The organism is Rubrivivax soli, from assembly GCF_049810355.1.
Taxonomy (GTDB): domain Bacteria; phylum Pseudomonadota; class Gammaproteobacteria; order Burkholderiales; family Burkholderiaceae_C; genus Rubrivivax.
This window is the reverse complement of record NZ_CP187368.1, coordinates 858,323-873,322: the sequence shown is the minus strand read 5'-3', so window position 1 is coordinate 873,322 and position 15,000 is coordinate 858,323. Positions and strand designations below refer to the sequence as shown.

General features: G+C 65.1%; 15 protein-coding genes and 1 pseudogene. 9 read left to right on the top strand and 7 right to left on the bottom strand.

Annotated elements, in window-relative coordinates; translation table 11 throughout:
* Positions 1-22 precede the first annotated feature (22 nt).
* The 5 genes and pseudogenes from ACPOLB_RS03790 (at position 23) to ACPOLB_RS03770 (ending at position 4,214) form a co-directional block, all read left to right on the top strand.
* Positions 23-1,762: an Eco57I restriction-modification methylase domain-containing protein gene (locus ACPOLB_RS03790; protein ID WP_425259968.1), complete on the top strand. Its 1,740-nt coding sequence runs from the start codon at positions 23-25 to the stop codon at positions 1,760-1,762.
* A complete protein-coding gene (locus ACPOLB_RS03785; protein ID WP_425259967.1) occupies positions 1,752-2,492 on the top strand; it encodes a PaeR7I family type II restriction endonuclease in 741 nt (246 codons plus the stop codon). Before ACPOLB_RS03790 ends, ACPOLB_RS03785 begins: the two co-directional genes overlap by 11 nt.
* A 73-nt stretch (positions 2,493-2,565) precedes the next feature.
* Positions 2,566-3,399 carry a PaeR7I family type II restriction endonuclease gene (locus tag ACPOLB_RS03780; RefSeq protein WP_425259966.1) on the top strand — a complete coding sequence of 278 codons (834 nt, stop codon included), beginning with the start codon at positions 2,566-2,568 and terminating at the stop codon, positions 3,397-3,399.
* A 51-nt stretch (positions 3,400-3,450) separates the two neighbouring features.
* Positions 3,451-3,606, top strand: a pseudogene (locus ACPOLB_RS03775) (transposase); the annotation flags it as partial.
* Between the two features lie 110 nt (positions 3,607-3,716).
* On the top strand, positions 3,717-4,214 hold the full coding sequence (locus ACPOLB_RS03770; protein ID WP_425261868.1) for an IS5 family transposase: 498 nt from the start codon (positions 3,717-3,719) through the stop codon (positions 4,212-4,214).
* On the opposite strand, the gene ACPOLB_RS03765 is transcribed toward ACPOLB_RS03770, so the two are convergent.
* The gene (locus ACPOLB_RS03765) at positions 4,174-4,989 is read right to left on the bottom strand and encodes a DUF6920 family protein (protein ID WP_425261867.1); all 816 of its coding nucleotides are present in this window, start codon (positions 4,987-4,989) and stop codon (positions 4,174-4,176) included. The genes ACPOLB_RS03770 and ACPOLB_RS03765 overlap by 41 nt on opposite strands.
* A 16-nt stretch (positions 4,990-5,005) precedes the next feature.
* Positions 5,006-5,788: an alpha/beta fold hydrolase gene (locus ACPOLB_RS03760; protein ID WP_425261866.1), complete on the bottom strand. Its 783-nt coding sequence runs from the start codon at positions 5,786-5,788 to the stop codon at positions 5,006-5,008.
* A gap of 869 nt (positions 5,789-6,657) precedes the next feature.
* Between ACPOLB_RS03760 and ACPOLB_RS03755 the strand changes: the two genes are divergently transcribed.
* Positions 6,658-7,785: an HNH endonuclease gene (locus ACPOLB_RS03755; protein WP_425259965.1), complete on the top strand. Its 1,128-nt coding sequence runs from the start codon at positions 6,658-6,660 to the stop codon at positions 7,783-7,785.
* 404 nt (positions 7,786-8,189) lie between these two features.
* Positions 8,190-8,813: a tyrosine-type recombinase/integrase gene (locus ACPOLB_RS03750; RefSeq protein WP_425259964.1), complete on the top strand. Its 624-nt coding sequence runs from the start codon at positions 8,190-8,192 to the stop codon at positions 8,811-8,813.
* A 177-nt stretch (positions 8,814-8,990) separates the two neighbouring features.
* Here the strand turns inward: ACPOLB_RS03750 and ACPOLB_RS03745 are convergent, their stop codons facing one another.
* Entirely contained in the window at positions 8,991-10,238 is a 1,248-nt protein-coding gene (locus ACPOLB_RS03745; RefSeq protein WP_425259963.1) for a hypothetical protein, read from the bottom strand.
* Between the two features lie 943 nt (positions 10,239-11,181).
* Here ACPOLB_RS03745 and ACPOLB_RS03740 point away from each other — a divergent pair.
* Positions 11,182-11,331 carry a hypothetical protein gene (locus tag ACPOLB_RS03740; protein WP_425259962.1) on the top strand — a complete coding sequence of 50 codons (150 nt, stop codon included), beginning with the start codon at positions 11,182-11,184 and terminating at the stop codon, positions 11,329-11,331.
* Here the strand turns inward: ACPOLB_RS03740 and ACPOLB_RS03735 are convergent.
* The 3 genes from ACPOLB_RS03735 to ACPOLB_RS03725 form a co-directional block, all read right to left on the bottom strand.
* Positions 11,289-11,399, bottom strand: coding sequence for a DUF4113 domain-containing protein (locus ACPOLB_RS03735; RefSeq protein WP_425261865.1), 111 nt, complete (start codon positions 11,397-11,399; stop codon positions 11,289-11,291). The genes ACPOLB_RS03740 and ACPOLB_RS03735 overlap by 43 nt on opposite strands.
* A 12-nt stretch (positions 11,400-11,411) precedes the next feature.
* Positions 11,412-11,651 (bottom strand): hypothetical protein, encoded by a 240-nt coding sequence (locus ACPOLB_RS03730; protein WP_425259961.1) that lies wholly within the window; start codon positions 11,649-11,651, stop codon positions 11,412-11,414.
* 122 nt (positions 11,652-11,773) lie between these two features.
* Positions 11,774-11,899, bottom strand: a complete 126-nt coding sequence (locus ACPOLB_RS03725; protein ID WP_425259960.1) for a hypothetical protein — start codon at positions 11,897-11,899, stop codon at positions 11,774-11,776.
* Positions 11,900-12,210: 311 nt separating this feature from the next.
* Here ACPOLB_RS03725 and ACPOLB_RS03720 point away from each other — a divergent pair, with 311 nt between their 5' ends.
* Positions 12,211-12,555, top strand: a complete 345-nt coding sequence (locus ACPOLB_RS03720; protein ID WP_425259959.1) for a hypothetical protein — start codon at positions 12,211-12,213, stop codon at positions 12,553-12,555.
* Positions 12,556-12,576: 21 nt separating this feature from the next.
* On the opposite strand, the gene ACPOLB_RS03715 is transcribed toward ACPOLB_RS03720, so the two are convergent.
* Positions 12,577-14,961: an ATP-dependent DNA helicase gene (locus tag ACPOLB_RS03715; RefSeq protein WP_425259958.1), complete on the bottom strand. Its 2,385-nt coding sequence runs from the start codon at positions 14,959-14,961 to the stop codon at positions 12,577-12,579.
* Positions 14,962-15,000 lie beyond the last annotated feature (39 nt).

The window sequence follows — 15,000 nt, the reverse complement described above, 5'->3', positions numbered from 1 at the left end:
TTTCCACAGATAGAGTGGACCAATGACCCCCGCACTTGCACTTACCCAGTCGTCGCTGCTCGACCTCTGTCCGATCACGGCCGCGGTCGACGCGCTGGCGAACGCCGGGGGCGTCGAGGAGCGGGGGGCAATCTTCACCAAGCGCGAAGTCGTCGAGTTCATCCTGGACCTCTGCGGCTACACGGCCGATCGCGACCTCACGCAAAGCCGCCTCTTGGAGCCGTCCTTTGGCGACGGCGACTTCCTGTTGCCGGCGCTGGAGCGGCTGCTCGCGTCCTGGCGATCTCAGGCGAAGCGTGGATCCGCATTCGAGCAACTCAAGGACTGCCTGCGCGCGGTGGAACTGCATCGAAGCACATTCGTGCGCACGAAGGTCAGCATCATCGAGCGCCTGCAGGCCGAAGAGATCGATGAGACGATGGCCACTGCGCTGGCAGATCAATGGCTCGTGTTCGGCGACTTCCTGCTCGCCGATCTGGCGACCGGCTTTGACACCGTGGTTGGCAATCCACCGTATGTGCGGCAGGAGTTGATCCCGGACGTGCTCATGGCGGAGTACAGGTCCCGGTACACGACGATCTATGACCGTGCGGACCTATACGTGCCGTTCATCGAGCGGTCGTTGAGACTGTTGAAGCAGGGTGGAGTGCTCGGCTTCATTTGCGCCGATCGGTGGATGAAGAACCGGTACGGCGCTCGCCTGCGGTCTCTCGTGGCGGACGGATTCCACCTGCGGGCGTACGTCGACATGACGGATACGCCGGCCTTCCACTCCGATGTCATCGCCTATCCGGCGATCACGGTGATTGGACGCGAGAAGGGCACGACGACGCGCGTGGCGCATCGGCCCGCGATCGACTCGGCGAGCCTTGCGGTCCTGGCGAAGGCCATGACGGCGAAGAAGCTTCCCAAGAAGCAGAGTGCGGTGCGCGAGCTCGGCTGCGTCGCTGCCGGTGAAGAGCCGTGGATCCTCGACGGCTCCGCGCAGATGGAGCTGCTGCGAAGGCTAGAGCGGGACTACCCAACGCTCGAAGAGGCGGGCTGCAAGGTTGGCATTGGGGTGGCGACTGGTGCTGACAAGGCGTTCATCGGCAAGCTCGATGAGCTGGACGTGGAACCCGACCGGAAGCTGCCGCTCGTGATGACGCGGGACATCCTGACGGGCCGCGTCGAGTGGCGCGGCTACGGGGTCGTCAACCCGTTCATCGACGGGCCGGGATCCGGCCTGGTCGAGCTCTCCGACTTCCCTCGGCTGAAGCGTTACCTCGAGGCTCGCAAGGAAGAGATCGCGGGCAGGCACTGCGCGCAGAAGGCGCCGGTGTACTGGTACAGGACGATCGACCGCATCACTGCGTCGCTTGCCACGAAGCCCAAGCTGCTCATTCCCGACATCAAGGGTACGGCGCAGATCGTGTACGAGGAGGGGCGACTCTATCCGCACCACAACCTCTACTACGTGGTCGCCGACGCCTGGGACCTGCATGCCTTGCAGGCTGTGCTGCTTTCGGACGTGGCTCGGTTGTTCGTGGCCAGCTACTCGACGAAGATGCGCGGCGGCTTCCTTCGATTCCAGGCCCAGTACCTGCGGCGCATTCGCTTGCCTCAGTGGGCCGATGTTCCCCAGCGCCTGCGTAAGCAACTCACGCAAGCCGCGTTGGCGCTTGACATTGCGGCGTGCAATCGTGCTGTCGAGGAGCTCTACCGGCTTACGCCCGAGGAGCGTTCCGTACTCACGGAGAACAGCCAAAACAATGCCGCTTGACCTCGCAGACTATGAGCGCAAGAGCGCCGAAGCCGTTATGGCCTTCTGGGGAAACCGGGAGAAGTCGCGCCAGAAGCAGATAGAGGCCGGCAAGTCCGATCAGGGCGAGCGGGCCGGTGTCACGGCCGGCAAGAACATGGACGGCTTCATCGCGTTGATCATCGACATCGTAAAGGCCAATGGCCTGGCGCATGCGCAGATTCATCAGCAACGAGCGGTTCTGACGCTTCCCGGATACTTCCGGCCCACCAAGCTGTGGGACATGCTGGTGATCTACAAGAAGCAGCTCATTGCGGCCGTGGAGCTCAAGAGCCAGGTGGGCCCGTCCTTTGGCAACAACTTCAATAACCGGACCGAAGAGGCGATCGGCACGGCCCACGATCTGTGGACGGCATACCGCGAAGGCGCGTTCGGCAAGCAGCCGCGGCCGTTCGTGGGCTGGATGATGCTCGTGGAAGATGCCGCCGCGTCCCGCGCACCCGTGCGTGACAGTTCCCCGCACTTCCCGGTGTTCAAGGAATTCCAGGGGGCCTCCTACTTGAAACGTTACGACGTGTTGTGTCAGCGGCTGATGCAAGAGCAGCTCTACAGCACCGCGGCCTTGATGACTTCGCCGCGTACGGCCGCGTCATCCGGCGAGTATGCGCACCTGTCGGACATGACCAGCTTCAAGACGTTCGTCACCAGCTTGGCTGGGCATATCGCGGCCGAAGCGGCGCGGCTCGGGTAGCGGGCTATCCTGCGCGTGGTGCGTGCACTGGAAGATGCACGCAGAGGACGCGATCAACTTGTCAGGGAACACGATGCCGGAGCACGAGGGCTACCACGAGTCAACATTCGTCAAGGCGGTGACGCACTGGTGGGACCCGAAGAAGAAGAACTCCAAGGACATTGCCACCTCGCAAGGCGCGGGCCGTGACGGCAACCTCGCCGGCAACACCATGGATGGGTTTCGTGAGGTGATCATCGAGCACCTCCTCGCCGCGGGCGTGGCGCGTGAAGATATCCACTCCGGCGGACAGCTCACCGCGGTCCCTGCGAACTTGCCTTCTTACTTTCGTGCTTCCAAGAACTGGGATGTCCTTGTCTGCAAGAACAGCCTCTTCAAGTCGGCTGGCGGCAGCCTGTTTGGGGAGCCTGCCGCGCCGAAGCTGATCGCCGCGATCGAGTTCAAGTCGCAGCAGGATTCCATCGGCAACAACCAGAACAATCGGATGGAAGAGAGCATTGGCAATGCGACGGACTTCTGGGCGAGCTACGAGAACAAAAACTTCATTCACCTGACGCCGAGGCCGTGGCTCGGCTACTTGTTCGTGGGCAAGTACGAGGACGAGCAGGTGGGGAAGCCCGTGGAGATCAAGCAGCCGCACTTCCCGAGCGACCCAGTGTTTGCCGGAGGCAATCCAGAGGCGATCCAGTCGGTCACCAAGTTTCAGGGGCCGTCCTATGCCGAGCGCTATCGCATCTTCCTGGAGCGCATGATCGCGAAGAAGTACTACGACGGCGCCTGCTTCATCACCAGCAACGAACGCATCGCTGCGGACCCCGAGAACTATCGCTGCTTCTATCCTGCGCTCTCCGGGGCGGCGTTCATCGATGGGTTGCTTCGCCACATCAAAGCGTATTACCCCGACTAGGGCCTGTTAACACTAATTGCGCCGAAGCCGCATTGTCTTGACACTGCGGCCATGGAGATCACCGCAGCGCAGTTTGCCCAGATCGAACACTGCTTGCCCCGCCAGCGAGGCAACGTCAGCCTGTCGAATCTGCAAGTGCTTAACGCAATCCTTTACGTGGCCGAGCACGGCTGCAAGTGGCGCGGTCTGCCCAAGCGGTTTGGCAATTGGCACACGATCTACACGCGCATGAGCCGCTGGGCCAAGTCCGGCGTGCTCGACAAGGCGTTTGAGCAGTTGCAGCGTGCGCAGGTCGTGCAGATCAAGATCGAGTCCGTCTGCCTGGACAGCACCAGCGTGAAGGTGCACCCGGACGGCACTGGTGCTCGAAAAAAAACGGTCCGCAGGCTATCGGCAAGTCCCGCGGTGGCTGGAACACCAAGATCCACCTCCTCGCTGCGGACGCACGCACGGCCATAACGTTCTCGCTGTCGCCAGGCCAGGCGCACGATGCACCCGAGGGACGAGAGCTGTTGAAGCGGCTGGGGCCGCCCAATCGTCCTCTTCACCTGATCATGGACCGCGCCTACGAGGGCAACGAGACTCGGCAGCTTGCGCTCGATCTGGGCTTCGTCCCCGTCGTGCCCCCACTCAGCACGCGCATCGAGCCATGGGAATACGACCGGGCGATGTACAAGCGTCGCAACGAGGTAGAGCGCCTGTTCCGCAGGCTCAAGGGCTACCGCCGCATCTTCTCCCGCTTCGAGAAGCTCGACGTCATGTTCATCGCCTTCATCAGCTTCGCGCTGATCGCTGACGGCCTGCGGTTGTGTTAACAGGCCCTAGTTCGGCATAGTCCGACCAGCGTCCCTCCCAGGGCGTCATCACGACGGCCTGGCCGACGGTGCGGCCGCGCGCCTCGGCACGCACCGAGTCGATCAGCCCAGTGCTCGGATGGAAGGCCAGCAGCAGCGACGTCACCACGCGGCCATCGGCGAGGTCCACCCGCGCCGATTGCTCGTCGACGGCGGTCCAACGGGCGCCCTGGCTGGGCAGCAGGGCCGTCGGATACCAGGTGGCCTCGGCCACGAAACGCATGAACTCGCCGTGCGCCACGCCGCCGAGCTCCGGGGTTGTACCGCGCAGCTCGGTCAGCGATACGAGGCCCAGCAATGCTGGATGCAGGATGCCCTCGCCCGCGACATAGGCGTCGTGCACGCGCACGGTGAGACCCGGCGCGATCGTCATGCGGGCGTTCCAGACGAAACCCGGCCTTCGCGTCGTCACCCGCTGTGTCGACGTGAAGGGGATCCATCGGTCCGGTCCCTCGGCCGCCAGATTGAAGGTGCCGCGATGCTCCAGGCTCGCCGCTGCGACGAAGGGGGTTCCGTCGGCCAGTGCGGCCCGGAAGAATCGCTGCACCACAGGCGGCAGGCCGACGAGATCGCGCTCGGCGTCGAAGCGCGCGTGTGGCGTGTCGCACCGTGCCGCCTCGAGCCGTTCCATCAGGCCGCGTGTGCCGGCGTTCCAGCGCCAGACACCGAAGGCGGCCAGGACCGCGAAGATGGCCAGCAGCACGGCGGTCACCACGGCCACCCACTTGATCCACATCACCACCGCACCCTCCTCATTGCGGGTTTGCCGATCGCAGCCAATCGACGATGGCGTCGCGCACCGCCTCGTCGCGGCCCACCAACAGGTGCCCGCCGTCCATGTAGCCGATGAACCTGGCACCCGGGATGCGGCTGGCCGTGTACTCGGCGCCGGCGTAGGTACCGAAGCCATCGTCGCGCGCGCTGATCACCAGCGTCGGCACTGGGATCGTCTCCAGCGCCAAGGGCCCGAGGCGCTTGCCCAACCGCGTGTCGTCGCGCAAACCCAGCGCACGCTTCGAGACGGGCAGCACGCGCTCGGCCATCGCGTGGACGCGCGTCTGCTCCTGCGGACTCGCGGCATGGATCAGTTTGGGGGGTGTGGCGAGCACATGGCGGAAGACCGGATCGCGCGCGACCTGCAGGCCGGTCCAGTACAGGAAGTCGGAGCCGAGCAGGCGCAGCAGCCAGGCGTCCTTCTCGTCGGATACCGGCGGCGCCGAGTCGACGACACTGCCCGGCTTCCAGGCGATCGGGACCACCAGCACCAGCGCGCTGATGCGGCCCGGATGGCGCAGCGCCATCTGCAGCGCCGAAGTCGCGCCCGCCGAGACGCCCACCACCGCGGCCTTGCCGATGCCGAGCGCGTCGAGCAGGCACACATGGGCATCGGCCTGTGCCTCGGGCGAGGCGTCGGCAGGGCGCGGCGTGCGCAGATAGCCGAAGCGCGACATCGCGATGACGCGCATGCCCTGCCGCGTCAACGGCCGCGCCCAGTCCATGCCCTGGTCGTGGCCCCCGCCGCTGCCGTGCACCATCAACAGCGGCAGGCCGGCGCCGGCCTGCTGCGCTTCGATCGGTCCACAACGAGTCGTCAGCACCTCGCCGCCTTGCGCGGCATGTGCGTTGGCCGATGCGAGATCGCGTCCGAACTGCCAAAGAACGAAGGCGACACAGACCGCCGCGACGAACAGCCCGCCCCAGAGCAACCGCCGCGCGCGTCTGGTCATGCCGCGGTGTGCCAAGACCAGCACCGCCCGCAGCGGCCGCCGCACGATGCTGTGCCGAATTGCCTTCGTGTGATCATGTCCTACGGCCGGAGGCGAAACCAGGTTTCGCGCGCGGCGGACCCCGATGCCATTGATGCCGCCACCCTAAGCCGCTGCGGCCAGGTTGCATTGATCGGCGTCAAGCCACGCCGCGGCGGGCAACGGGCGTCTGGCGTCGGGCAGGGTATGCAGCGAATTCGTCGCCACAGGCACCGCCTACGGCGGCAGTGTCGCGACTCGATGGGTGCTTCGCGGCGTCCAATCGAGACGGTCGGATGCCCGGATGGTGTTGGGCTGCAGCGGTCGGCCCCTCGGACTCCCTGCCGTGAAGCTGGCGTCACAGGTTCGATGCCCCGAAGCCGCCGCTCGCGGATGAGTCACCTCGACCCATCAGTAACATTGGATATGCTGGGTTCGTCGCCGGAAGGCCGCCTGCCGGTCTCGCTTTGTCGGCATCTTCCAGCATGCGCATCCACTGATCGCGGACACCTCGGGGCGAGGGTCTGAGTGACGGGGGCGGTAAGCCCTGAATCAGTATCGGAATTGTCGAGATATCGTCACCATGTTCTCCGGCAGTGTTCATGCGGCCAGCCACAGCTCGCAGTCCGGACTCGACGCTCCAAAAAAAGGAGAACCTTATGGCGCTATTTCTACTCAAGCCGATACTCTGGAACACCAATGGCTACCAGCGCCCTTCTGGCTGGAAAGTCTCCGGCAAGAGCTTTCCGGCCCAACACGGGTTCGGCCACGAAGAATGGAACAACTCCCCTGCGCTTTTCTTCGAGGAAGATGGTCAGCGGTACCGCACGTTCCACACCGAGCGCTTCGGCAACGCCGCCACTGAAGAGAACCGCGGCCAGACATTCGTCTTCATGATCGCTTCACATGACGGCGTACAGCAGCTCGTAGGCGTGGCCGGCAACGCACACTACATTGGTGGCCACTCAGACGACGATCGGTACTTGGCCGAGCGGAAGCGCATCGCCAAGATGCTGGACCTTGCCAGGCTGGGAGAACAGGCGTGGGAGCAGCCTCGAGTGCGCGCCGCCGCGGGGAACTCCAGAGCCCATTTCAATGCGGTCTGGAAGCAGGATGTCTCGTGGATCCCGAACTGGATCTGCCCGGAAGAGTTCTTCTGGTGGCCGCAGCAACCCGTGACCCTTCAAGCAGCGAGCCTCACCGGCGCAAGCAAGCTGCCTACGATGTACTCGATCCACATGGGGCTCGACCTTGCGTGGGCTGAAGCCATCATGTCTGTCGTCCCCGCCGCACAGCGTGATGCTGGATGGGAACGGCTGGTCGACGCCATGCGAATTGCGCCGATCGACCCCGTGCCACCGGAAGCTGAAGGCAGCGACATGCCCAAGCCCACCACGCGCCTCAGCCTCGGCCTCGCCCGCATCGGACAAGGGAAATTTCGGCAAGACTTGCTCACCGCGTGGGGCGGCGGTTGCGCAGTGACAGGTATCGCCCATGTGCGAGTGTTGCGCGCGTCCCATGTCAAGCCCTGGAGCGAGTCGACCGACGAAGAACGCCTCGACCCCAACAATGGCCTGCTGCTGTGCGCCAACATAGATGCGCTGTTTGACGCGAAGCTCATCGCCTTCAACAGGGACGGCACGATGGATGTGTCACCTGAGATCGACGCCAAGGAACGCCTGCGCTTGGGAATCCCGCGAAGCCTGCGCATCGCGCCTAACTCGGCGCAAGCGGACTACCTTGAGCAGCACTGGGCCGCATGCCCGTGGAATCAGCCTGTCGAATAGGACTGCGATCGGCACCGGCACGTTGACGTAACCGACCGCACTACCGCACTACCGCACCACCGCACCGCCGCGCCCGGGATGCTGCACGCTGGAGCGCCCCCCCGAGCCAGTCAGTGCGCAATCGGAAAGCCTTATAGCCGCCGATCGTGAGAGTCCGCTCATGGCCGGGCTGAGCCATAGAGAGATCCAGACTCGCTTCCGGAAACCAGTCATTCGCAGGCAAGTCGAGGCGAGATTTCCGAGCGCGCCGGGAAGGACGGTTTGTGGCCGGGACTGATAGTTCGAGCGGGCGCCGGGAAGCTGCCCTTCAGTGCCGGTGGGCCGACCCGGTGTTTGGCGGCAGGTGACGCCCTGGCGGCTCACGAGAGCATCCTGCAACTCCCTCAACTCGATGGGAGACCATCATGGGAACCGCAGGCAACACAGCTCATCGCGAGCCGTGGAACAAAGGCAAGATCGTGGGGCAGAAGGCTCCGTTCAAGCTCAAGGATATCTGGGCGCTCCGCGTCCGCTTCCAAATGGAGCACCGGGTGCGCGAGCTCGCGCTGTTCAACCTGGGCATCGACAGCAAGCTGCGTGGGTGCGATCTGGTCGCCCTGAAGGTCCGAGATGTTTGTCATGGGGACCAGGTTGCCACGCGCGCCATCGTCCTGCAGCACAAGACCCAGCGCCCGGTCCAGTTCGAGATCACGCCGGCCACCCGGGATGCCTTGCAGGCGTGGATCAAGCAGGCTGGCCTGAAGTCGGATGGCTTCATCTTCCCCAGCCGGCTCCACGACTCACCGCACCTCGGCACCCGCCAGTACGCCCGGATCCTCGGGCACTGGGTCGACGAGCTGGGCCTGGACCGCTCCGACTGCGGCACGCATTCGATGCGAAGGACGAAGGCGACGCTGATCTACCGGCGTACCAGGAACCTGCGCGCCGTACAGCTGCTACTGGGCCACTCCAAGCTGGAGTCGACAGTCCGATACCTCGGCATCGAGGTCGATGACGCGCTCGAGATCTCTGAGCAAACAGAGATCTGATCCAGCAAACCGCTGGCCACCCGCGCAAGGATGGGGTGGCCAGCTACGAACGGCTGCTGTCTGGTGTTCTGCCGGACTCATGCTGTCGGCCAGAAGGAGCCGCCCGCGACCGACTGCTCTGGGGCATCTTGTCTCGCGTCCGCTTTGAGGTCCCGCTGGGCACTTGGGCAGGTGGCACTACCGGCCAATAGTGAGCCCAACGCCGTTTCGCGTCCACAGGGCCCACACGTCGACGCGACGGTCTTCCGGATATCCCTCTCGCGACGCGCGCGAGCTGGTGTCGGCGGCTTCAGGCGTGTTCCGAGGTCCAGAGACGAGGACGATGATCTGTTCGTCGCGAAGGTCGCACTTCTGCGAGCGTTGCTTGGCCTGTTCGGCGCAGGCGTCCAGCAAGGCGCGCTTGACGGCCTCGGCACGAGCCATGCCCAGTCCCACGTTAGCGTCGTACTGTCGGCTCTTCTCGCCTGCAATCGGCAGGCGGTCAGTGGCTCCGACTATGAGAAGCACCGCGTTCTTCCCCTCGACTCGTCCCTTGAGCCACGCGGCAGCCATGTTCTGAATGGTGGGCAGTTTGTCGAGTGACGAAAACGAGCCACCCTGGCCCTCAACCAACTTGCCGTCACCAAGTTTGAACTTGTCCACCGAGCCGAGGCGTTCCGGGCCTATGCCGCCAAACTGTCCAATCTCGATGCGAAGCTTGTCGAGCACCTTCTCGACGTCTATGCTGAAGATGCTGTCAACTTTTACGTCTTTGACCAGAGCAAATCCGCCGCCTGTGAGAGTACCAACGGCTAGCAATGACGCTCCTACTGCCTTTTGTGCGGTACTGCCCTTGGTGACCAGAAGCGTGACCCCGGCGGCGATAGATAACAGGAACAGACCGACTCCAGCGATTGCCCAACCGCTGACTTGGAGCAGACCCTCCGCTGGAACTGCAATTACGCGAGAAGTGGGAGCAGATGCAGCAGAGCCAACCAAAGGAGTGCCTGCTCCGACCGCTTCAATCGAGCGGCGGATCGCGGCGATGTCGCCGGCCATGCCAGTGCAACAGGAGGCGCTCGCGGAGTTGTTAACGAGAGGTGGCGTCGGACCACCCGGGCTCGTCATCACGCGCGAATAGAGCATCCAAGCGAAAACCAGCAGGCCCACAACTAGGAAGAACGTGTGCGCAGTTCCAAGCGGCGCGATGATCTTGGCAAGCTTGTCTCTTGTGTCTGCCCTGTTTGGATGCTGCGCAGCAGTTGCTGTCGCAAAGATGACAACACCGAGCAACGCGGACGCGAAGAAGGCGCCCAGAACGAACAGAAGTTGAACCTGGTCGCCAAAGGTGAGCGCCGGAATGAATTTCTCGAGCGCGTACGCGATGCAAGCCGCAGCGAGCGCCAGCGTGTATTTGTTGAACTCGATGAGCGCCTTAAAGTCCACCACTTGTTCCGCTTAGCAGTATGGGCAGACGCTCTTCACTAGCGCTTTGTTGGACGCGGCGATGAGGTTCTCGTTGGCGTCTGCGACGGCGGCGCCAAGCATTAGCATCGCGGTCGCGACGTCGTGTGCGTTTACCTTTCTAGTCCCCCCCGCACTTGTTGTCCTCATCCGATGCGCGGCTCTAAGGCTGTCTACAAAGACACGCCGGAGAAACGCCTCCTCGTGATCGTGGATTCTCACGAGTTTCGCGAAGTTGATTCGCTGGAGCGGACGCCACGCTTCTGGCGTTAGCTGGAGCCCGTGCGACTGGAGCGCAGTCGCAATTTGCTGCTTGTTTGCCTCAAAGCTGGAATTCATAGGCTGCCTCACGCACTCGTGGCTGAAGTGTCGCGCGGCGGCTGCCAAGCGGTCAATCCAAGGTCGTCCGCAGACAGGCGGACAATGCGGCGTCAGATGGCACGCGAGACTGCTGCGCCCTTCGGACATGCCGATCGCCAAAATGTGGACCATAGGCATGTGCTGGCAGTCCCTACTGTCCGCCAAAGCACACGGAGAGAATCTCTTGCGTGGTGCCTGTCTCTCAGGGGTAACCCTTAGAGTCGAGCCACATGTCAAACGACGGTGGTGTGGCGCCCACTCCCTCGGCCAGGCTGCTTCCCGCGGAGGCCTTGACGTACTTCTCCTCAAGACGCTGTGCGATTGGCGAGCGTCCGGCAGAAGGCCATCTTGGCCACGGTCGCACGGACCTGGGCTTCACCAAGTCTTCCGTTGAGTTCATCCTCGACTGGCCGCCCCAGGGAAGCGACATCAGGACAGCGGGTGTCCGTTCAGGGTCGGTACTGCGAGTTCGCTTGGCAGGGAAGCAGTCGTCGGAACGGCGGGACAGCGCAGTCGGGATCCGGGGTCAGCTGTACCCCCTACAGCTCCGCTCGGGCCTGCGCCGGTGGCCGAACTGAACGTCGGCTTGATGGCGCTACCCGTGAGTACGCCCGACGGCGGCGACCGGCTCCTCACGCCGCACACCAGCCGATTGCGCTTGGCTGATGGGCCCTACGTCTTCACCGTGACGATCTCGTCCAACCGCGTCGTGTAGCGCGGTGAGCGGCGATCCTGGCGCGATGCATGCGTGCTGTGTGTCGATCGCTTTTCCGCGCTGGCGATGGAGACCGCGTCTCACCAGAAGCGTTCGTTCAGCGCATCGATGGTCTCCATGAGACCGCGCCAGCCATCTGGCTGCATCTGTGCCGGCTTATCGTAGAGGTCCAGCGAGGCCTGCTGCTGCGGATTTTCGTCCTGCAACTCCAGCAGCATCACGCCTGCATTCGCGTATGGATAACTGCCCGGCTTGCGGTCGGCCGTCTTGGCGACGTGGTTGGCAAGCTTGGCCAAGGTCTTGGTCGCGCCGAAGCTCACGCAGGTCCGCTGCCACGCCTTCGACGACGAGAAAGCACTCGTCGATGCTGAAGACCTCCTGCCTGGGGCCGTCGGTGATCGCCGGGCACGACCGCAGCGCCGAAGCCATGCCCGCCGACCGTTCACGCAACATGGGGCGCCACCGGCTGGTCGTTTACGAGCACCTGCTCGCCCACGACCTCGACCAGCACCTCACCGAAGCGGCTGCACCAGACCCAGCGCTGCACCCCGGCGATGCCCAAGGGCAACGAGGGTGCGACCTCTTCGCCAGGCGAAAGCTCGAGGTCGGGTCGAAACGAGGCATCTTCCCCTGTGGGCTCACGCACGTGCAGGGCGTCGGGCTCCGACGGAGGGATGTCAGATCCAGGCCCAAGGGTGCTGCGCCCGCCGCGGAACGGGCTGGGTTCGGGGGGCGGCAGGTGATGCAGTGGGGGTGTGGCGCACGTCGATTTCCGAGCCCGGAGCGTGCGTCATAATGAAGAAGCAGTTGCCGTTTGATCCGTGCGCCAGATGCCGCGTGAACGCTGTGCCCCGAGGGGTTCCGGCAGACAATTGCCAGATGCATCCCCTCCTTGCCACGGCCCTGGGCGAGGCACAACCCCTGGTCGAGTCTCGCGGCTGGGCCTGGCCGGCGCCGACCGCCCTGGCGGAGGCCGAGCGCCTTCTCCGGCTGACGTCCCGCCATCGGCCGCCGACGATCCAGATCGACGCCGACGGGTCGATTCGTCTGGAGTGGGAGGCTGCCGAGACCGGCTGGCTGACGCTCACCGTCGACGGCAGTGGGCAACTCAGGCACAGCGCCGTGATCGGCGAGGACGAGTTCGAGCGCAGTGAGGAGTTCCGCGATGTGCTCCCGGAGTGGGCGACCACCGTGCTGGAGCGGCTCGTACAGGTCGGACACTGACACTGAGCCAGCGCTCGATCGTCAGGGCGGCGATGCGCCCGGCAGGTGTGCTGCGGCCAGTTGCCACCACGGGGGCAGCAGTTCGACGATCTCGGCGCGCCCGTAGCGATCATCCAGCAGCCAGAGCCAACCTCGGTCTTCGGGTGTTCTCAGCACACGGCCGGCCGCCTGAACCACCCGCTGCATCGCCGGCACCAGGTCGGCGTACCCATGGCCCTCCCCGAAGAGCTTGTCCAGCCGTGCCTGGATGGGGTCCTGCGTCACCGAGACCGGTGGCAGGCCCAGGGTGGCGATGAAGGCACCGATCAGCAGCGAGCCCGGCAGGTCCACGCCCTCGGCGAAGACGCCCCCCAGGACCGCAAAACCCACACCCTGGCCGCCGGGCCGGAACCTCGCCAGGAACTCTGCCCGCGCCTCGGTGGCCATGCGCGGCTCCTGCCGCCATTGCGGGATGTCGGGACGGCGTTCGGCCAGCAAGGCGGCGGCCGACTTCAGGTATGCGAAGCTGCTGAAGAACGCGAGGTAGTTGCCCGGGTGCTCGTCGAACTGGCGCGCGATGACCGCCACCAGCCGCTGCAGCGAACGATCCCGGTGCGCGTAGCGCGTCGAGATCTCGTGGGCCACGCGCACGGTCAGGTGCTCGGCCGGGAAGGCCGGTGGGATGTCGATCCAGGCCGTGTCCTCGGGCAGGCCCAGCAGGCGGATCGCGTAGTCCGGCGGCGACAAAGTTGCCGAGAACAGCGTGATGCTCTGCAGGGTCTGCAGTCGCGGGCGCAGGAAGCACGCTGGCGCCACGTTGCGCACACAGAGCACGGCGTCGCGTGCCTCCTGCGCCGCCGCATCGCCAGCATCGACGTCGACGTCAGCGCCCAGGAAGGTCTGCACGTCGAACAGCGAGTGGTCGCTCAAGGCCTCGGCCAGCTTCTGGAACCGACGCAGCTCGAAGTGGAAGTTCAGCAGCGAGCCGACGTTCAACGGGTGCTGGTTGAAGTGCTCCGACAAGGCGCCTGCCGCGGCCTGCAGGGCTTGCACGAAGGCAACTGGCACGGTGGCAAGCACCTCGTAGGGTGCGGCCGTGTCGGCGACCAGTTCCTCCGCCGCCTCCACCAGCGCATCGAGGGCGCCCTTCACGGCGCCGGGCGCGGTCTGCGCCGCGGCGCGGATCTGGCCGATGCGCAGTTCGGCGCTGTACATGCGCCGCGCACGCTCGACCAGGTTGTGCGCCTCGTCGACCAGCACGGCCAGCTTCCAGTCCAGGGCCTGCGCCAGGCCCCAGAGCAGGCCGTTGCTGTCGAACAGGTGGTTCACATCGCCCACCAGCACATCGGCCCAGCGCACCAGCTCCTGGCCCAGGTAGTAGGGGCAGATGCCGTGGCGCAGCGCGACTTGACGCTGGGCCGCGCCATCCAGCCAGCCCAGGGCGACCGCCTCCTCGCGGGCGGCGGGCAGGCGGTCGTAGAACCCGCGGGCCAGCGGACAGGCGTCGCCGTGGCAGGCCTTGTCGGGGTGCTCGCAACCCTCGTCCTTGGGCACCAGCGTCAGCACCCGCAAAGACCGGCCCGCAACCCCCGAGCGCAGCTTGCCGAGCGCCTCCAGGGCCGTGATGCTCCCCGTGCCCTTGCAGGTCAGGTAGGCCAGCTTGTCGATGCCTTGCACTGGCACGGCCCGAAGCATCGGGAACAGCGTGCCCACCGTCTTGCCGATCCCGGTTGGCGCCTGGGCCAACAGGCAGCGCCCGTGGGCGGCTGTGCGGTAGACCGCTTCGGCCAGTTCGCGCTGACCGGCGCGGAACGCGTCTTCCGGAAACGCCAGGCCTGTCAGCGCCGTGTCGCGAGCGGCACGGTGCGATGCCTCCTGCTCCGCCCAGGCGAGGAAGGCCGCGCAGCGCTGCGCCAGGATCTCGTCCAGCTCGTCGGCGCCGAAGACCTGCCGTAGTTCAATTTCGGACTGGCTCGCGACATCGAAGTAGACGAGCGCCAAGGTGACTTCGGGCAGGCTACGGCTGCGGCAGAAGAGCGCGCCGTAGGTCTGCAGCTGCGCCCAATGCAGCTGCCGTCGGTTTTCCGGGATGTCGTCCGGGTGTCCGCGGATGGTCTTGATCTCCTCCAAGCAGCGGCGCCGCGGGTCGTAGCCGTCGGCGCGGCCGCGAACGCGCAGAGCGCCCACGGTGGTCTCCAGCGCGATCTCGGTCTCGTAGTCCTGCCCACGGCGCTGGGCAACCGTGCTCTGGCCTGCCAGTCCCTCGAGCGCGGTCGCGGCGGGCGTGAAGCGTCGGTCCAGATCCCCGCGCTTCGCCGTGAACTCGCAGAGTTCGCGGACGGCGATGGTGTAGGTCCAGCCTGGCGAAACTGGGGCCGAGACAGAGGGCGCGAGCGGTGCATCGGAGGGCGCCGGATCCGGGAGCATGAGCGCCATTGTCGGGTCTGGTTGGCTGACGGCCCAAGG